The sequence below is a fragment of the Mycobacterium hainanense genome, from assembly GCF_041890355.1.
Taxonomy (GTDB): Bacteria; Actinomycetota; Actinomycetes; order Mycobacteriales; family Mycobacteriaceae; genus Mycobacterium; species Mycobacterium hainanense.
In genome coordinates this window covers 5,178,665-5,195,359 of sequence record NZ_CP169059.1, presented here as the reverse complement: position 1 = coordinate 5,195,359, position 16,695 = coordinate 5,178,665, and the positions used below count along the sequence as shown (strand labels likewise).

The 16,695-nt window shown below is 70.3% G+C and carries 17 protein-coding genes; 9 read left to right on the top strand and 8 right to left on the bottom strand.

Features of this window, described 5'->3' with window-relative positions; translation table 11 throughout:
* The first annotated feature begins 3 nt into the window (after positions 1 to 3).
* From purT to ACEL92_RS24480, 3 genes are read left to right on the top strand one after another with little or no spacing between them, the layout of a single operon-like run.
* Positions 4 to 1,209: a formate-dependent phosphoribosylglycinamide formyltransferase gene (gene purT, locus ACEL92_RS24490; RefSeq protein WP_374023161.1), complete on the top strand. Its 1,206-nt coding sequence runs from the start codon at positions 4 to 6 to the stop codon at positions 1,207 to 1,209.
* On the top strand, positions 1,206 to 1,637 hold the full coding sequence (locus ACEL92_RS24485; protein WP_374023160.1) for a rhodanese-like domain-containing protein: 432 nt from the start codon (positions 1,206 to 1,208) through the stop codon (positions 1,635 to 1,637). The genes purT and ACEL92_RS24485 overlap by 4 nt, the downstream gene beginning before the upstream one ends.
* Positions 1,634 to 2,860, top strand: coding sequence for an O-succinylhomoserine sulfhydrylase (locus ACEL92_RS24480; RefSeq protein WP_374023159.1), 1,227 nt, complete (start codon positions 1,634 to 1,636; stop codon positions 2,858 to 2,860). The genes ACEL92_RS24485 and ACEL92_RS24480 overlap by 4 nt, the downstream gene beginning before the upstream one ends.
* Positions 2,861 to 2,868: 8 nt before the next feature.
* On the opposite strand, the gene ACEL92_RS24475 is transcribed toward ACEL92_RS24480, so the two are convergent.
* From ACEL92_RS24475 to ACEL92_RS24450, 6 genes are read right to left on the bottom strand one after another with little or no spacing between them, the layout of a single operon-like run.
* Positions 2,869 to 4,248 (bottom strand): NAD(P)/FAD-dependent oxidoreductase, encoded by a 1,380-nt coding sequence (locus tag ACEL92_RS24475; RefSeq protein WP_374026370.1) that lies wholly within the window; start codon positions 4,246 to 4,248, stop codon positions 2,869 to 2,871.
* Between the two features lie 37 nt (positions 4,249 to 4,285).
* A complete protein-coding gene (locus ACEL92_RS24470; RefSeq protein ID WP_374023158.1) occupies positions 4,286 to 4,894 on the bottom strand; it encodes a hypothetical protein in 609 nt (202 codons plus the stop codon).
* 5 nt (positions 4,895 to 4,899) lie between these two features.
* Complete coding sequence (locus ACEL92_RS24465) at positions 4,900 to 5,562, bottom strand: TetR/AcrR family transcriptional regulator (RefSeq protein WP_374023157.1); 663 nt, start codon at positions 5,560 to 5,562, stop codon at positions 4,900 to 4,902.
* Positions 5,562 to 6,710 (bottom strand): acyl-CoA dehydrogenase family protein, encoded by a 1,149-nt coding sequence (locus ACEL92_RS24460; protein WP_374023156.1) that lies wholly within the window; start codon positions 6,708 to 6,710, stop codon positions 5,562 to 5,564. Before ACEL92_RS24460 ends, ACEL92_RS24465 begins: the two co-directional genes overlap by 1 nt.
* Positions 6,711 to 7,895 carry an acyl-CoA dehydrogenase family protein gene (locus ACEL92_RS24455; protein WP_374023155.1) on the bottom strand — a complete coding sequence of 395 codons (1,185 nt, stop codon included), beginning with the start codon at positions 7,893 to 7,895 and terminating at the stop codon, positions 6,711 to 6,713.
* 4 nt (positions 7,896 to 7,899) lie between these two features.
* A complete protein-coding gene (locus ACEL92_RS24450; RefSeq protein WP_374023154.1) occupies positions 7,900 to 8,646 on the bottom strand; it encodes an SDR family NAD(P)-dependent oxidoreductase in 747 nt (248 codons plus the stop codon).
* 69 nt (positions 8,647 to 8,715) lie between these two features.
* On the opposite strand from ACEL92_RS24450, the gene ACEL92_RS24445 reads away from it, so the two are divergent.
* The 3 genes from ACEL92_RS24445 to ACEL92_RS24435 are packed head-to-tail and all read left to right on the top strand — an operon-like array spanning position 8,716 to position 10,463.
* A complete protein-coding gene (locus ACEL92_RS24445) occupies positions 8,716 to 9,078 on the top strand; it encodes a DUF3054 domain-containing protein (protein WP_374023153.1) in 363 nt (120 codons plus the stop codon).
* Between the two features lie 4 nt (positions 9,079 to 9,082).
* A complete protein-coding gene (locus ACEL92_RS24440; protein ID WP_374023152.1) occupies positions 9,083 to 9,946 on the top strand; it encodes an SAM-dependent methyltransferase in 864 nt (287 codons plus the stop codon).
* Positions 9,947 to 9,953: 7 nt separating this feature from the next.
* Positions 9,954 to 10,463 (top strand): GNAT family N-acetyltransferase, encoded by a 510-nt coding sequence (locus ACEL92_RS24435; protein ID WP_374023150.1) that lies wholly within the window; start codon positions 9,954 to 9,956, stop codon positions 10,461 to 10,463.
* Between the two features lie 42 nt (positions 10,464 to 10,505).
* Here ACEL92_RS24435 and ACEL92_RS24430 read toward each other — a convergent pair whose 3' ends face one another.
* Positions 10,506 to 11,249: an MBL fold metallo-hydrolase gene (locus ACEL92_RS24430; protein ID WP_374023149.1), complete on the bottom strand. Its 744-nt coding sequence runs from the start codon at positions 11,247 to 11,249 to the stop codon at positions 10,506 to 10,508.
* A gap of 34 nt (positions 11,250 to 11,283) precedes the next feature.
* Here ACEL92_RS24430 and fgd point away from each other — a divergent pair, with 34 nt between their 5' ends.
* Genes fgd through ACEL92_RS24415 form a run of 3 tightly spaced genes read left to right on the top strand, consistent with a single transcriptional unit; the run spans position 11,284 to position 15,518 of the window.
* Positions 11,284 to 12,294 (top strand): glucose-6-phosphate dehydrogenase (coenzyme-F420), encoded by a 1,011-nt coding sequence (gene fgd, locus ACEL92_RS24425; RefSeq protein ID WP_374023147.1) that lies wholly within the window; start codon positions 11,284 to 11,286, stop codon positions 12,292 to 12,294.
* On the top strand, positions 12,287 to 14,368 hold the full coding sequence (gene pta, locus ACEL92_RS24420; RefSeq protein WP_374023145.1) for a phosphate acetyltransferase: 2,082 nt from the start codon (positions 12,287 to 12,289) through the stop codon (positions 14,366 to 14,368). Before fgd ends, pta begins: the two co-directional genes overlap by 8 nt.
* Positions 14,361 to 15,518, top strand: a complete 1,158-nt coding sequence (locus ACEL92_RS24415; RefSeq protein ID WP_374023143.1) for an acetate kinase — start codon at positions 14,361 to 14,363, stop codon at positions 15,516 to 15,518. The genes pta and ACEL92_RS24415 overlap by 8 nt, the downstream gene beginning before the upstream one ends.
* Here the strand turns inward: ACEL92_RS24415 and ACEL92_RS24410 are convergent.
* Positions 15,507 to 16,688: a DUF1501 domain-containing protein gene (locus tag ACEL92_RS24410; RefSeq protein ID WP_374023141.1), complete on the bottom strand. Its 1,182-nt coding sequence runs from the start codon at positions 16,686 to 16,688 to the stop codon at positions 15,507 to 15,509. The genes ACEL92_RS24415 and ACEL92_RS24410 overlap by 12 nt on opposite strands.
* Between the last annotated feature and the right edge of the window lie 7 nt (positions 16,689 to 16,695).

Here is a 16,695-nt window from a genome sequence, read left to right as displayed (position 1 = left end):
GCGGTGACCGACGGACCAGACGACAAGACGAGCGTGCTCGCCGTGCCCTCGCAAGCGCCCACCGAGGTGGCCGACGTCCGGCCGCGGGTGGCGTTGCTGGGTTCCGGTGAACTCGCCCGGGAACTGGCGGTCGCGCTCGGGCGCCTCGGCGCGCGGGTGATCGCCGTCGACGAGCGCGCGGACGCGCCCGCGCACTCGGTGGCCGAGCAGGCGGTGGTGGTCCCGATGACCGACGCCGACGAGCTGACCAAGGCGATCCGCGGGCTGCAGCCCGACTTCGTGGTCACCACCACCGACGCGGTCGCGACCCAAGCCCTCGAGGGGCTCGACGGCCCGCAGCTGGTGCCCAGCGCGCGCGCCGTCCGGCTGGCCGCCGACCGGGAGGGCCTGCGCCGCCTGGCCGCCGACGAGTTGGGTCTGCCCACCGCGCCGTTCTGGTTCGTCGGGTCCGTCGGCGAACTCGAGGCGGTGGGCGCCCACGCCGGGTACCCGCTGCTGGTCAAGCCGGTGCTCGCGGGCGCCGGGCGGGGGCAGTCGGTGGCGTCGGGACCCGACGACATCGCGCCGGCCTGGCAGCGCGCGACGGGGGGCCACGGCGGGCAGCACCGCGTGCTGGCCGAGACCGTGGTGGAGGTCGAGTTCTACGTCACCCTGCTGGCGGTGCGCACCGACGGTCCGCAGGGGCCGCGGATCGAGTTCTGCTCGCCCGTCGGCCACCGCGAGCCCACCCCCGACGTGCTGGAATCCTGGCAACCCCAGCAGCTGAGCACCGCGGCCTTGGACGCCGCCAGATCGATTGCCGCCCGGATCGTCAAGGCGCTCGGCGGGCGCGGCGTCTTCGGCGTCGAGCTGATGATCAACGGCGACGAGGTCTACTTCGTCGACGCCACGCCCCGCCCGGCCGACAGCGCCTGGGCCACCGTGTGCAGCCAGCGGCTGTCGGCCTTCGAACTGCAGGCCCGCACCATCCTCGGCCTGCCGGTGGACACCATGATGGTCTCGCCGGGCGCGGCCCACCGGGCGGAACGCGCCGACCCGGCGCCCGCCGCGCTGGCCGCGGCGCTGGAAGTGCCGGAAAGCGACCTTCGCGCGCTCGGGCGGGGATTCCAGGCGCTGGCCACGGCGCCGGAGGTGTCGGCGGCGCGGGACCGCGCCCGCGAGGTCGCGAACCGGCTGACCCAACGACCTCGTTACGATCCGAGGTCATGAGCACAGAGCGCGGTTCCTACGCCGGAGACATCACGCCGCTGGAGGCATGGAAGCTGCTCAGCGACAACCCCGACGCCGTACTGGTCGACGTGCGCACCGACGCCGAGTGGCGGTTCGTCGGGGTGCCCGACCTGTCCAGCCTGGGCCGCGAGGTGGTCTTCATCGAGTGGAACACCTCCGACGGCACCTACAACGCCAACTTCGCCGACGAACTGCGCCAGCGGGTGCCCGAGACCGAGGCCGAACGGCCGGTGGTCTTCCTGTGTCGCTCGGGCAACCGCTCCATCGGCGCCGCGGAGCTCGCCACCCGCGCGGGCATCACCCCGGCCTACAACGTGCTGGACGGGTTCGAGGGCCAGCTGAACGCGCAGGGGCATCGCGGCGAATCGGGATGGCGCGCAACCGGATTGCCCTGGAAGCAGCTATGAGTTCCCCGTCGGGGGATTCCGTCCGGGTGCCCAAGGCGTTGCCCGACGGCGTCAGTCCGGCCACCATCGGCGTGCGCGGCGGCCTGCTGCGCTCCGGGTTCGACGAGACCGCCGAGGCGATGTTCCTGACGTCGGGCTATGTCTACGATTCCGCGGCCGTCGCCGAGAAGTCGTTCACCGGCGAGCTGGACCACTTCGTGTATTCGCGGTACGGCAACCCGACCGTGACGATGTTCGAGGAGCGGTTGCGCCTGATCGAGGGCGCGCCGGCCGCGTTCGCCACCGCGAGCGGCATGGCGGCGGTGTTCACCTCCCTCGGCGCGCTGGTTGCCGCCGGGGACCGGCTGGTCGCCTCGCGCAGCCTGTTCGGGTCGTGTTTCGTGGTGTGCAACGAGATCCTGCCGCGCTGGGGCGTCGAGACCGTCTTCGTCGACGGCGACGACCTGGCGCAGTGGGAGGAGGCCCTGTCCAAGCCCACGCAGGCGGTGTTCTTCGAGACGCCGTCCAACCCGATGCAGTCGCTGGTGGACATCGCCGCGGTGGTCGAACTGGCGCACGCCGCGGGCGCAAAAGTGGTGTTGGACAACGTGTTCGCCACCCCGCTGCTGCAGCAGGGCATTCCGCTGGGTGTCGACGTGGTGGTGTACTCGGGCACCAAGCACATCGACGGTCAGGGCCGGGTGCTGGGCGGCGCGATCCTGGGCGATAAGGAGTACATCGACGGCCCGGTGCAGAAGCTGATGCGGCACACCGGGCCGGCGCTGAGCGCGTTCAACGCCTGGGTGTTGGTGAAAGGCCTTGAGACGCTGGCGGTCCGGGTGGAGCACAGCAATTCTTCGGCGCACCGGATCGCGGAGTTCCTCGAGACCCATCCGGCCGTCAGCTGGGTGCGCTACCCGTTCCTGCCGTCGCACCCGCAATACGACCTGGCGAAGCGGCAGATGTCGGGCGGGGGGACGGTGATCACCTTCGCGCTCGACTGCCCCGACGACATGGCCAAGCGGCGGGCGTTCGAGGTGCTGGACAAGCTGCGGCTGATCGACATCTCCAACAACCTGGGCGACGCGAAATCCCTTGTCACACATCCGGCGACGACTACTCACCGGGCGATGGGCCCCGAGGGCCGAGCGGCGATCGGGCTGGGTGACGGCGTGGTGCGGATCTCCGTCGGGCTCGAGGGCACCGACGACCTGATCGCCGATATCGACCAGGCGCTGAGCTAGTTGAAGAGCTAACCGGCCTGCTTCTCGGCCGCCTCGATGCGTTCGGCCGCCGCCAGCGTTCCCTCCTGCGCCTGCCGCTCCACCCAGTCCACCACCGGCCGGGCGTACATCATCTGGCTGGTGATGGCCATCTGGCCGCGGGTACGGCCCAAAAAGGAGATCCCCCAGGAGAACATGGCGGCGATGCGGTTGCGGAACCCAACCAGGTACAACAGGTGCAGCAACAGCCAGGCCAGCCAGGCGATGAAGCCGCCGAACTCCAGCTTGCCGACCTTCGCGACGGCGCTGTACCGCGAGATGAGCGCCATGCTGCCCTTGTCGAAGTAGTTGAACGGCTTGCGGTTGGCCGGGTCGTCCTGGCCCTTCACCGCCTGCTTGATCAGCTTGGTGACGTAGTGCGCGCCCTGGATGGCGCCCTGGGCCATTCCCGGGACGCCGGGCACCGACATCAGGTCGCCGATGACGAACACGTACGGATGGCCCTTGACGGTGAGGTCGGGCTCGACGATCACCCGCCCGGCGCGGTCGGTTTCGGTTCCGTCGGACTGTTCGGCGACCATCTTGCCCAGCTCGCTGGCCTGCACGCCTGCGGCCCACACCTTGCACGCGCATTCGATGCGCCGCTCGCCGCCGTCCTTCTCCTTGATGGTGATGCCCATGTAGTCCACCGAGGTCACCATGGCGTTCAGCTGCACCTCGACATCCATCTTCTCCAGCCGCCGTTTGGCCTTGAGGCCCAGGTTCTCACCCATCGGTGGCAGCACCGCGGGCGCGGCGTCGAGCAGGATGACCCGGCATTCGCTGGGCGTGATCGTCCGGAACGCCCCGGCCAGGGTGCGCTCGGCGAGCTGCACGATCTCACCGGCCAGCTCGACCCCGGTCGGGCCGGCGCCCACCACCACGAACGTCAGGCGGCGCTGCCGCTCGGCCGGATCGGTGGCGACTTCGGCCGCCTCGAACGCGCCGAGGATCCGGGCCCGCAGCTCGAGGGCGTCGTCGACGCTTTTCATGCCCGGCGCGAAGGCGGCGTACTCGTCATGGCCGAAGTAGGACTGCTGCGCGCCGGCGGCGACGATGAGGCTGTCGAAGGGCGTCACCGTCTCCATGCCCATCAGGTGGGACGTCACGGTCTTGGCCGTCAGGTCGATGCCGCCGACGTCGCCCCACAGCACCCGGACGTTCTTCTGCCTGCGCAGGATCAGCCGGGTGGTCGGGGCGATGTCGCCCTCGGAGAGGATGCCGGTGGCCACCTGGTACAGCAACGGCTGGAACAGGTGGGTAGTGGTCTTGGAGATCAGGGTGACGTCCACGTCGGCGCGCTTGAGTGCCCTGGCCGCGTTCAGGCCACCGAATCCGCTTCCGATGATGACGACGCGATGGCGCGACATGCTCACCCCCCTACCGTACGACGCCGCCGGGACGCGGCTAGAACGGCCACCCGCTGGAGTTGTTCTTGAATTTGCCGTTGACCGCGGTGCAGAAGTCGTCGGAGGTGCCGGCCAGCAGCACGTAGTAGGTCTCGCCGTGGCGGCTCTCGTAGGTGTTGGGGGTGCTCCAGCCGCTGTTGCACAGCGAGGTCTGGGTGCCGGCCGTGGCCCGGCGCCAGTTCGTCTTGGCGCAGCCGGCGAGGGCGTCGACGTTGGGCGTCGCGGTCTTGGCGGCGACCACCATCGCGCCTCCCCATTGGCCGTCGTTGCGCCGGAAGGCGCGCGCCCCGAATCCGGCGTTGTTGGTCTGGCACACCAGCGCCCGTCGCATCAGCGAGAAGGGCGCCGCCAGTTGGGAATTGGGGCTCGCGGCGGCGGCCGTGATGAATTGCGCGGCGTCCGAGCCGTCGACCTCCTGGACGTTCGGGGTGCCGAAGCTGAACAGCTGCTGCGCGATCCCGGCGTTGCTGCCGCCACCGATGATGGGGCCGGCGCCACTCGACGTCATCGGGGGCAGCGCGGCGGGATCGGCGCCGGCCGCCGGGATGCCGGTGGCAACGGCCAGCGCCAGGGCGGCGGCCAGGCTGCGGAGCGCGGTGCCTTTCATGCCCTTCATTCCAGCACGTGCGCGTAGCCGGCGCGACGGTCCTCCCGCACCAACGCGTCCAGCACGTGGCGGGTCTGCAGCCGGATGTACTCGTCGCGGCTGTACAGCGGCCCGAAGTGCCAGTGCTTGAGCGCCCAGCCGTGCGCGAGCAGCATGATGTCGAACACGGTCAGGTCGACGTCGACGTCGCGGAAGACGCCCCGGGCGACGCCGGCCTCGACGACCGCGCGTAGCGGTGCGGCGGTGGCGATTTCGAGTTCCTTGATGCGCGTCCGGTCGGGCGCCTTCAGCGTGCGGCTCTCCCGGTAGGTCAGCACCACGCCGTCGAGGTTCTCGTCCACGATCTCGATGTAGCGGCGGATGCCGGCTGTCAACTGCTCGACGACGTCGTCGCCGGCGGCCTCCATGACCGGCGCCAGCTGATCGCGGAACACGTCGAGGATCCGCACGATCGTGGCGAGCAGCAGGTCTTCCTTGCCGCCGAAATAGGTGTAGATGAGGCCGACGCTGACGTTGGCCTCGGTGGCCAGCTCCTGCATCGACATCTGATGGAAGCCGCGCCTGCCCATGACTTTCACCGCGGCGTCGAGCACCTGGCGGCGCCGCGAGCTGGCCCGGGCCGCGCGCACCGCGTCCCCGACGGGCAGGGCGCCGTAGTCGACGGCCATCAGATGCCCAGGTCTTTCGCGACGATCGTCTTCATGATCTCGTTGGTGCCGCCGTAGATGGTCTGGATGCGGGCGTCGACGAACGCGCGCGCCACGCTGTATTCGCGCATGTAGCCGTAGCCGCCGTGCAGCTGCAGGCAGCGGTCGGCGGTGCGCACCTGCAGGTCGGTGGTCCACCATTTGAGCCGCGCGGCCCGTGCGGCGGTCAGCTCGCCGTCGAGGTGCTGGGCCAGGCAGTCATCGAGATACGTTCGCGCGACGTCGATTTCGGTTGCCACCTCGGCGAGCACGAATTGGCTGTGCTGGAAGCCGGCGATCGGCGCCCCGAACACCGTGCGCTGCTTAACGTATTCCAGCGTCTCGGCCAGGATGGCCTCGGCGGCGGCCACCGCGCCCACCCCGAGCGCGAGGCGCTCCTGCGGCAGGTTCTGCATCAGCTGGTAGAAGCCGGCACCCTGCTCGCCGAGCAGGTTGGCCACCGGCACCCGCATGTCGGTGAAGGTCAGCTCGCTGGTGTCCTGGGCGTGCAGGCCGATCTTTTCCAGGTTGCGGCCCCGCGAGAAACCCGGGGTGTCCGCGTCGACCACCAGCAGCGAGAGCCCCTGGTGCCGATCGGGTGATGTCCGCACCGCGACCACGAACAAATCGCCGCACTGGCCGTTGGAGATGAACGTCTTGGCGCCGTTGACGACGTAGTGGTCGCCGTCGGGGACCGCCGCCGTGCGGATCCCGGCCAGGTCGCTGCCCGTGCCGGGTTCGGTCATCGCGATGCCCAGCACCGTCTCGCCGGTCACCACGCCGGGCAGCCAGCGCCGCTGTTGCTCGGGCGTGGTCAGGTCGGTGAGGTAGGGCAGCACCACGTCGTTCTGCAGGGTGAACGCGATCGCCTCGGCCGCCGCCCCGGCGCGTTGCAGTTCGTCGATCACGATCGCGTTGTACCGAAAGTCGTGGACTCCCGGGCCGCCCAGGTGCTCGGGCACCGAAAAGCCAAGCAGCCCAAGCTTTCCCGCTTGGAGAAACAGCGAGCGGTCCCACTGGCCCCGGACTTCGGCCCGCTCGTGCGCGGGGACCACCACCCGCTGCACGAAATCCCGTACGAGCGCGCGGAACTGCCCGTGCTCGGGCGTGTACTGAAGCCGCGCGGTCATTTACCGGAAGGCGTCGCTGCCGGTGAAGGCCTGGCCGAGCACCAGCTGGTGCATCTCGGGGGTGCCCTCGTAAGTCAGCACCGACTCCAGGTTGACCATGTGCCGGATGACGGGGTATTCCAGCGATATGCCGTTGCCGCCCAGGATGGTTCGGGCGGTCCGGCAGATCTTGATGGCCTCCCGGGTGTTGTTCAGCTTGCCGAAGCTGACCTGTTCGGGGCGCAGCCCGACGCCGTCCTTGAGGCGGCCCAGGTGCAGCGACAGCAGCTTCCCCTTGTGCAGCTCGACGGCCATGTCGACGAGTTTCGCCTGGGTCAGCTGGAATCCGGCGATCGGGCGGCCGAACTGGGTGCGCTGCGTGGCGTAGTCGAGCGCGGCCTGCCACGCCGAGCGCGCGGCGCCCATCGAACCCCAGATGATGCCGTAGCGCGCCTCCGACAGGCACGACAGCGGCCCGCGCAGGCCGGTGGCCCCGGGCAGCATGGCGTCGGCGGGTAGCCGCACGTCGTCGAGCACCAGCTCGCTGGTGATCGAGGCCCGCAGCGACAGCTTGTGGTGGATGGTGTTGGCCGAAAAGCCCGGAGTCTTGGTGGGCACGACGAACCCGCGGACGCCATCGTCGGTGACGGCCCACACGACCGCGACGTCGGCGACCGAGCCGTTGGTGATCCACAGTTTGCGTCCGCTGAGCACCCAATCCGAACCGTCGCGCCGCGCGCGGGTTTTCATCGCGGCGGGATCGGACCCCACGTCGGGCTCGGTCAGCCCGAAACACCCCAGCAGTTCACCCGAGGCCATCGCGGGCAGCCACTCCTGCTTCTGCTCCTCGGAGCCGAAGTTCCAGATCGCGAACATCGCCAGCGACCCCTGCACCGAGACCATCGACCGGATTCCGGAGTCGGCCGCCTCGAGTTCGGTGCAGGCCAGCCCGTAGTGCACGGCCGAGGCCCCGCCGCACCCGTAGCCCTCCAGGTGCATGCCAAGCAGGCCGAGCTGGCCGAACCCCTTGGCGAGTTCGCGCACCGGCAGGTCACCGATCTCGAACCACTCGGCGATGTGGGGCAGGACGTGCTCGGCGCAGAACTCTCTGACGGTGTCGCGCACCGCGAGCTCGTCGCTGGACAGGGAGGCGTCCAGGCCCAGCGGGTCGTACCGGTCGAAGGCGGGAGGTTTGTGGGTGCTCATGGTCTCAGCCTGCCATCGTTAGGCCGCCGCTGACGCTGATCACCTGTCCGGTGATGAACGAGGCGGCGGGCGAGGCGAAGAACAGCACCGGCGCGGCGACCTCCTCGGGGCGCGCCAGGCGGCGAAACGGGATGGCCTTGACCAGCGCCTCTTTCAGCTTCTCCGGCTGGGCGTGAAACAGCGGCGTGTCGGTGGGGCCCGGACACACGCAGTTGACCGTGATCTGGTGGCGGGCCATCTCCCGGGCCAGCGACTTGGTCAGCGCGATCACCCCGCCCTTGGCGCCGGCGTAGATGGATTCCCCGGCGCTGCCGACGCGGCCCGCGTCGCTGGCCAGGTTGACGACGCGGCCGCCGGCGTGGGTCGCGATCATGCCCGGCAGGAACGCGGCGCAGACGTGCACCGGTCCGAGGTAGTTGATGGCCACCACCTTGGCCGCGAATTGCGGTGTGGCGTTGAGGAATTGGTCGGTGCGATCCCAGCCGGCGGCGTTGACCACGATGTCGGGCACCCCGGCCTCGGCGTGCGTCGCGTCCCGCAGCGCGTCGACCTGGGCCGGGTCGGCGACGTCCACCGGCAGCGCGGTGATCAGCTCCGGGCGCTCCTTGGCGGTGGCGGCCGCCGCGGCCTCGTCGAGGTCGGCGGCGATCACCCGGTCGCCCTGGGCGGCGAAGGCCAGCGCGATCGCCTTGCCGATGCCCGAACCGGCCCCCGTCACCACCGCGAGGCGGCTTTTTGAATGAGCGTTCATTGCCGACGAATCTAGGTTCGGCGCGGCGGCAGGGTCAAGGACGACCGGCCCGCCCGGTAGTCTCGCGGCATGCGGCGGCTGGTGTGGCTGGGCCTGGACGTCATCGGCGTGCTGGTCTTCTGCGCCGTCGGGCGTCGCAGCCACGACGAGGGGCTCAACATCAGCGGCGTCGCCACGACCGCGTGGCCTTTCCTCACCGGAACCGTCGTCGGCTGGCTGGCGGCCCGCGCCTGGCGGCGCCCCACCGCGGTGGCGCCGACCGGGGTGGTGGTCTGGCTGTGCACCGTCGTCGTCGGCATGGTGTTGCGCAAGGCCAGTTCCGCCGGTGTCGCGGCCAGTTTCGTCGTGGTGGCGGCGTCGGTCACCGCGGTGTTGTTGCTCGGCTGGCGGGCGGTCGTCGCGCTGATGCTGCGGCGCCGGTCCCGCGCGTAGGACCATGGCGACAACGGTGGGCGTGGCGGTGAGCGCGGCATTCGGCGCCGCCGCCCGGGCCGTCGCCACCAACGCGGGGCTGCTGAACGACCCGTTCGCCGAGCCGTTGGTGCGCGCCGCCGGGGTCGACCACTTGGTCCGCGTGGTCGACGACGCCCGGTTCGCCGCCGACGACGCCGGCGGTGGCAGGTTCCTGAAGATCTGCGCGGCGCACACCCGCTTCGTCGACGAGTTTCTCGCCGCGTCCGGGCGCGCGGGCCTGCGCCAGGTGGTGATCCTGGCGTCCGGGCTGGACACCCGGCCGTACCGGCTGTGGTGGCCGCCCGGCACAACGGTTTTCGAGATCGATCGGCCCGAGGTGCTCGACCTCAAGGCCGACGTGCTGCGCGGGCTGGGCGCCGACCTGCGGGCGAGCCGCCGCGCGGTCGGCGCCGACCTGCAGTGGGATTGGCCGGCCGCGCTGCGGCGGGTCGGTTTCGACGCCGCCGCCCCCTCGGTGTGGGTCGCCGAGCAGTTGCTGATCGGGTACCTGACGCCCGCGGCGCAGGACCGCTTGCTGCAGGGGGTCACCGCGATGAGTGCGGTCGACAGCCGGCTGGCCGCCGATCACCTGCCGACCTGGACCCCGCTGCAGCTGGAGGCGGAGCGGTCGTTCGTCGACGGCTGGCGCCGGCACGGCCTGGACGTGGACCTGGCCAGCCTGACCCACGCGGGCCAATACCATTACGTCCCCGAGTATCTGGCCGGCGCCGGCTGGCAGACGGTGCGGCGGAACGTCGCCGATGTGCTGGGTGCGGTGGGGCTGCCCGACCGGCCGCGGGGCGAGGGCGAGTTCGTCCCGGAATACCTGACCGCGACGCGGGTTTGAAGTCGTGATGTCCCAGTCGGTCCCAGGCGAGCAGCTGCGGTTCGTGTCGGCCACGCACGACGATCCGCTGGCGCAGCCGCTGCTGGCCGAGCTGGCCGAGGAGTATGCGCAGCGCTACGGCGGCACGCCCAGCACGCACCTGTCCTGGTTGCCGGTGCCGCAGGCCGAGTTGGCGCCGCCGGATGGCGGCCTGCTGATCGGCGTGCTGGACGGGGTGCCCGTCACCGGCGGCGCGTTCCGGCGTTACGACGCCCAGACGGCCGAGCTGAAGCGGATCTGGACCGACCGCGCGTACCGGCGCCGCGGGTACGCCCGGATCCTCCTCGCCGCCCTCGAGGCCGAGACCGCCGCGCGGGGGTACCGGCGGCTCTACCTGATCACCGGCAACCGGCAACCCGAGGCCGAGGCGCTGTACGACGCGACCGGGTACACCCGGGTGCCCGCCGACCCGCTGCCGTCGTGGGGCCCGTTCGTGCCGATCGCGTTCGAGAAGTGGCTGGTTCCCGACGGCCGGTGAACCGGCCGTGGGTCGCAACAGTTTGGGCGCTCGAACGCCGGCCTAGCGATCCGTCGCGAGCGCGAGGGCCGCCTCGGCCGCCTCCCGAATCGGTCCGCGCCACACGTCGCCGTGCCCCGGCAGCAGCACCTCGGTCTCGAGCAGCGCCAGCGCGGACAGGGTGCGGATGCAGTCCTGCTGGCTGTAGCTGAAGATCGCCGGCAGCAGCTGCGGCCCGCTCCGGCGCAGCAGCGGGTGCCCGGTGATCAGGGCGTCGCCGCTGACCAGCAGCCCGTCGACCAGATACGAGCAGTGCCCGTTGGTGTGGCCGGGACTGAAGACCGGCGCCGGCTGGCCGGGCAGGCTCGCGGCCAGCTCGGCGGTCAGCGGCTGAGCCGTCGGGATGCCGTCGCGGATCAGGCCGCCGCTGCGGACCACATGGGCCGTCCACTTGGCCCACCGGGGCCGCCAGATCCGCAGCGCGACATCGATAGTGGACACCTGCTCCAGGTACTCGCGCTTGGCGTGCCCCACCTCGTCGGCATGGCAGTACACCGGGATGCCGTGCGCGTCGGCGAACCAGATCGCGGTGCCCAGGTGGTCGATGTGGGCGTGCGTCAGCACGATGGCGCGCACGTCGTCGGGCCCGTAGCCCAGCGCGGACAGCGAGGCGAGCACGTCCTGTCGGTCCCCGGGATAGCCGGCGTCGATCAGCATCACGCCGGTGTCGTCGGTGACCAGCGTCCAGTTGACCGCGTCACCCCGGGCGAGGTGCACCCGATCGGTGACCTGAACTAGCTCCGCCATGCCCGCGAGTGTATTCGGGGAGTAGAAATGACCCGTGGCTGAACTGAAACTTGGATACAAGGCATCCGCCGAACAATTCGCACCGCGCGAGCTCGTCGAACTCGCTGTCGCCGCCGAAGGTCACGGCATGGACAGCGCAACCGTCAGCGACCATTTCCAGCCGTGGCGGCACGAGGGCGGGCATGCGCCCTTCTCGCTGGCCTGGATGACCGCCGTCGGCGAACGCACCAAGCGGATCGTGCTGGGCACCTCGGTGCTCACCCCGACCTTCCGCTACAACCCCGCCGTCATCGCCCAGGCGTTCGCCACCATGGCGTGCCTGTACCCCGACCGCATCTTCCTCGGCGTGGGCACCGGCGAGGCGCTGAACGAGATCGCCACCGGATACGAGGGCGAATGGCCGGAGTTCAAGGAGCGGTTCGCCCGGCTGCGCGAGTCGGTGCGCCTGATGCGCGAACTCTGGCGCGGCGACCGCGTCGATTTCGACGGTGAGTACTACCGCCTCAAGGGCGCCTCGATCTACGACGTGCCCGAGGGCGGCGTCCCGATCTACGTCGCCGCCGGCGGGCCGGCGGTGGCCAAATACGCCGGGCGGGCCGGCGACGGCTTCATCTGCACCTCGGGCAAGGGCGAGGAGCTGTACAAGGACAAGCTGATCCCTGCGGTCAAGGAGGGCGCGGCGGCCAACGACCGCAACGTCGACGAGATCGACAAGATGATCGAGATCAAGATCTCCTACGACCCGGACCCCGAGCTGGCGCTGGAGAACACCCGGTTCTGGGCCCCGCTGTCGCTGACCGCCGAGCAGAAGCACAGCATCGACGACCCGATCGAGATGGAGAAAGCCGCCGACGCCCTGCCGATCGAGCAGGTCGCCAAGCGCTGGATCGTCGCGTCCGACCCCGACGAGGCCGTCGCGAAGGTCAAGGACTACGTCGACTGGGGGCTCAACCACCTGGTGTTCCACGCACCGGGCCACGACCAGCGCCGGTTCCTGGAGCTCTTCGAAAAGGACCTGGCCCCCAGGCTGCGGCGACTTGGCTGAACCCTCGGCCATCTACATCGCCGCTCCCGAACCGGAGACCGGCAAGTCGACGCTCGCGCTCGGGCTGCTGCATCGGCTGACCGCGACCGTCGCCAAGGTCGGCGTGTTCCGGCCCATCACGCGCGTTTCAGGCGATCACGAGGACCGCGACTACATCCTCGACCTGCTGTTGCACCACACCACCGCGGGCGTGCCCTACGAGCAGTGCGTCGGCGTCACGTACCAGCAGCTGCACGCCGACACCGACGGCGCGATCGCGACCATCGTCGACGCCTATCACGCGATGGCCGACGACTGCGACGCAGTGGTGATCGTGGGCAGCGACTACACCGACGTTGCGCGGCCGGCCGAGCTCACGATCAACGCCCGGATCGCCGTCAACCTCGGCGCGCCGGTGCTGCTCACCGTCAGCGGTCGCGGCCGCACCCCCGACGAGGTGGCCCGCGTTGTGGAGGCATGCCTGGCCGAGCTGACCACCCAGCGCGCCCACGCCGCCGCGGTGGTCGCCAACCGCTGCGAACCGGCTCAGCTGGACGAGGTCGCCGAGGCGCTGGAGGCCTTCACCCCGCGCAGCTACGTGCTGCCCGAAGAGCCGCTGCTGTCCGCCCCGACGGTGGCCGAACTCGAAAAGGCGGTCGGCGGAACCCCGGTCAGCGGTGAGGCGTCGCTGCGCGATCGTGAGGTCACCGGCATCCTGGTCGCCGGCATGACCGCCGACCACGTGCTGGAGCGCCTGAGCGACGGCATGGCGGTGATCACCCCCGGCGACCGGTCGGACGTGGTGCTGGCCGTGGCGAGCGCCCATGGGGCCGAGGGCTTTCCGTCGCTGTCGTGCATCGTGCTCAACGGCGGCTTCCAGCTGCACCCGTCCATCGCGGCCCTGGTCGCCGGGCTGCGGCTGCGGCTGCCGATCGTCGCCACCACGCTGGGCACCTACGACGCCGCCAGCGCGGCCGCCGCGGCCCGCGGCCGCGTCACGGCGAATTCGCAGCGCAAGATCGACACCGCGCTGGAGCTGATGGACCGCTACGTCGACGTCCCGGATCTGCTTGAGCAGCTTGCTATTCCGATCCCCACCGTGACGACGCCGCAGATGTTCATCCACCGGCTCACGCTGCAGGCGCGGGCGGACCGCAAGCACATCGTCCTACCGGAGGGGGACGACGACCGCATCATCAAATCCGCCGGCCGGGTGCTGCAGCGCCGCGTCGCCGACCTCACCGTGCTGGGCGACGAGGCGCAGATCCGGCAGCGCGCGGGGGAGCTCGGGGTCGACCTCGACGGCGCGCAGCTGATCGACCCGCGCACCAGCGACCTGCGCTTCCGGTTCGCCGACCAGTACGCCGAACTGCGCAAGGCCAAGGGCGTCACCGCCGAGCACGCCCGCGAGATCATGCGCGACACCACGTATTTCGGCACGATGATGGTCTACAACGGCATGGTCGACGGCATGGTGTCGGGCGCCGCCCACACCACGGCACACACCGTCCGCCCGGCCTTCGAGATCATCAAGACCGTGCCCGACGTGTCCACGGTGTCCAGCATCTTCCTAATGTGCCTGCCCGACCGGGTGCTGGCCTACGGCGACTGCGCGATCATCCCGAACCCGACGCCCGAGCAGCTGGCCGACATCGCGATCAGCTCCGCGCGCACCGCGGCCCAGTTCGGCATCGAGCCGCGGGTGGCGATGCTGTCGTACTCGACTGGTGAATCCGGCACCGGGGCCGACGTCGACAAGGTCAGGGCCGCAACGGAATTGGTGCGGAAGCGGGCGCCGCGGCTACCGGTCGAGGGCCCCATTCAATACGACGCCGCGATCGAACCGTCCGTCGCGGCCACCAAGCTGCGCGGCTCGCCGGTGGCCGGCCGCGCCACCGTGCTGGTGTTCCCCGACCTGAACACCGGCAACAACACCTATAAGGCCGTGCAGCGCAGCGCCGGGGCGATCGCCATCGGGCCGGTGCTGCAGGGTTTGCGCAAGCCGGTGAACGACCTGTCCCGCGGGGCGCTGGTCGAGGACATCGTGAACACCGTTGCCATCACGGCGATCCAGGCGCAGGACGTCCGTGGCTAGCGCGAAGCGGGCCGTGCTGGTGATCAACTCTGGCTCGTCGTCGCTGAAATACCAATTGGTGGACCCGGACTCGGGTGTGGCCCGCGCGACCGGCAACGTCGAGCGGATCGGGGAGGAGTCGTCACCGGTTCGCGACCACGACGCTGCCCTGCGCCAAGCGTTCGACGCGCTCTCGGAGCAGGGCATCGACCTAGGCGACTGCGGTCTGGTGGCGGTGGGTCATCGAGTGGTGCACGGCGGCAACACCTTCTACAAGCCGACCCCGGTGGACGACGCGGTGGTCCGCAAGCTCGACGAATTGTCGGAACTGGCGCCCCTGCACAACCCGCCCGCGATCAAGGGAATCGAGGTGGCGCGTAAGCTGCTGCCCGACATCCCGCACATCGCGATCTTCGACACGGCGTTCTTTCACGACCTGCCGCCCGCGGCCGCGACATATGCCGTCGACCGCGACTTGGCCCGACACTGGAAGATCCGCCGTTACGGGTTCCACGGCACATCACACCGCTATGTGAGCCAGCAGGCCGCCGCCTTCCTGGATCGACCGCTGGATGGTCTGAAACAGATTGTGCTGCACCTGGGTAACGGCTGCTCGGCCTCGGCGATCGCCGGCGGCAGGCCCCTCGACACGTCGATGGGCCTGACGCCGCTGGAGGGCTTGGTGATGGGAACCCGCAGCGGCGACATCGACCCCAGCATCGTCAGCTACCTCTGCCACACCGCGAAGATGGGCGTCGAGGAGGTCGAGTCCATGCTGAACCAGCGGTCCGGGGTGGTCGGGCTGTCGGGGGAGCGCGACTTCCGGCGGCTGCGCACCATGATCGAATCCGGCGACGCCGCAGCGCAATTGGCCTACGACGTGTTCACCCACCGGTTGCGCAAATACATCGGGGCCTACCTGGCGGTGCTGGGGCACACCGACGTCATCAGCTTCACCGCCGGCATCGGGGAGAACGACGCTGCCGTGCGCCGCGACGCGGTGGCCGGCCTGCGGGAGTTGGGCATCGTGCTCGACGAGCGCCGTAACCTGGTCGGCGGCAAGGGCGCCCGGCAGATCTCCGCCGAGGAATCGCCGATCGCCGTGCTGGTGATCCCGACCAACGAGGAATTGGCCATCGCCCGCGACTGTGTCAGCGCGCTAAGCGGTTAGGAAGCCAAGGCTCTTGCGTCCGGCGCCCACCGACGGCGCGGGATCCGTCCCGACCGTCCCCGCGAGGAGCTCGTGGTACACATCGCGAAAGTCGGTGGTGTACTTCAAGTCCCCGTTGTCGAGGTCGGTCAGGCTGGGTTCGTCGCCATAGAAGCCGCCCCGAACGGGCGCGCCCGCGACGAAGACCGGACCGGCCGTCCCGTGATCGGTGCCCTGCGACGCGTTGGCGCGCACCCGACGCCCGAACTCCGAGTACGCCACGACGACGACGTTACGGCCCGCGACCTGCTGCAGGAACGAGGCCACCGCCTCGTCGAACGCCGCAAGCAGGCGCTGCTGGGTGCCCCGCTCCCCGGCGTGCGTGTCGAAACCGCCCAACTGCGCCGTGTACACCCGCGTCGGCACGCGGGCCCGCACCGCCTCGGCCACCAGGTGCAGCTGAGCGGACAGGGAGTTGCGTTGGCTTACGGCGGCTTTCACCGTTTCGAAGGTGTGCGCGGTGGTGCGGGCGGCCCGGTAGGCTTTGCACACCGCGGCCATCGCGGGGGTGTCGTCGGGGTCGTCGGCGCCCAACGCGCCCATCAGCGTGTCGAGGCCCTGCCCCATCGGCTCTGGAGCCATGGAAAGCGCTGCGGCCGTGTGTTTTTCACCCACAGCGAGTGGCGGAAGCACCGGTCCGATGTTGACCGCCCGCAGCGGGTCGTCACCGGTGGCGTCGAGCCAGCGACCGATCCAGCCCGTCGGCACCGGCTCGGCGGGCGACGCCGTCTGCCAGATGTCCATGGACCGGAAGTGGCTGTGGTCGGGCCGCGGATAGCCGACGCCACGCACGATGGCGAGTTGGCGGTGCCCCCACAACTGTGCCAGGCCCTTCAGCGCGGGGTTGAGGCCCAGGGCCTCGTCGAGGTGCAGGACGTCGCCCGGGGCGTAGGCCAATTCGGGACGGGCGTCGTGATAGGCGTTGTCCGCGTAGGGGATCAAGGTGTTGATCCCGTCGTTGCCGCCGTAGAGCGTGATCAGCACCAGCACGCCCGCGCCGTCGGCCAGCGGCCGATCCTGCGCCGCGCGCATCAGGTCGGGCCAGCTGACCGCCACCGCCGTCGACAACAGGCCGGCCGCGCCCACACCCGCGCTGGCGACCAGGAATCTGCGACGGTTCATCTCGGGCATCGTGTTC

Bases quoted from the DNA above. Each gene is read 5' to 3' on its own strand.
- ACEL92_RS24450 (WP_374023154.1), bottom strand. From the start codon at position 8,646: ATGAACGCTCATTCAAAAAGCCGCCTCGCGGTGGTGACGGGGGCCGGT.
- ACEL92_RS24460 (WP_374023156.1), bottom strand. From the start codon at position 6,710: ATGACCGCGCGGCTTCAGTACACGCCCGAGCACGGGCAGTTCCGCGCG.
- ACEL92_RS24440 (WP_374023152.1), top strand. From the start codon at position 9,083: ATGGCGACAACGGTGGGCGTGGCGGTGAGCGCGGCATTCGGCGCCGCC.
- ACEL92_RS24430 (WP_374023149.1), bottom strand. From the start codon at position 11,249: ATGGCGGAGCTAGTTCAGGTCACCGATCGGGTGCACCTCGCCCGGGGT.
- ACEL92_RS24465 (WP_374023157.1), bottom strand. From the start codon at position 5,562: ATGGCCGTCGACTACGGCGCCCTGCCCGTCGGGGACGCGGTGCGCGCG.
- ACEL92_RS24480 (WP_374023159.1), top strand. From the start codon at position 1,634: ATGAGTTCCCCGTCGGGGGATTCCGTCCGGGTGCCCAAGGCGTTGCCC.
- ACEL92_RS24470 (WP_374023158.1), bottom strand. From the start codon at position 4,894: ATGAAAGGCACCGCGCTCCGCAGCCTGGCCGCCGCCCTGGCGCTGGCC.
- ACEL92_RS24455 (WP_374023155.1), bottom strand. From the start codon at position 7,895: ATGAGCACCCACAAACCTCCCGCCTTCGACCGGTACGACCCGCTGGGC.
- ACEL92_RS24475 (WP_374026370.1), bottom strand. From the start codon at position 4,248: ATGTCGCGCCATCGCGTCGTCATCATCGGAAGCGGATTCGGTGGCCTG.
- ACEL92_RS24485 (WP_374023160.1), top strand. From the start codon at position 1,206: ATGAGCACAGAGCGCGGTTCCTACGCCGGAGACATCACGCCGCTGGAG.
- ACEL92_RS24435 (WP_374023150.1), top strand. From the start codon at position 9,954: ATGTCCCAGTCGGTCCCAGGCGAGCAGCTGCGGTTCGTGTCGGCCACG.
- ACEL92_RS24445 (WP_374023153.1), top strand. From the start codon at position 8,716: ATGCGGCGGCTGGTGTGGCTGGGCCTGGACGTCATCGGCGTGCTGGTC.
- ACEL92_RS24410 (WP_374023141.1), bottom strand. From the start codon at position 16,688: ATGCCCGAGATGAACCGTCGCAGATTCCTGGTCGCCAGCGCGGGTGTG.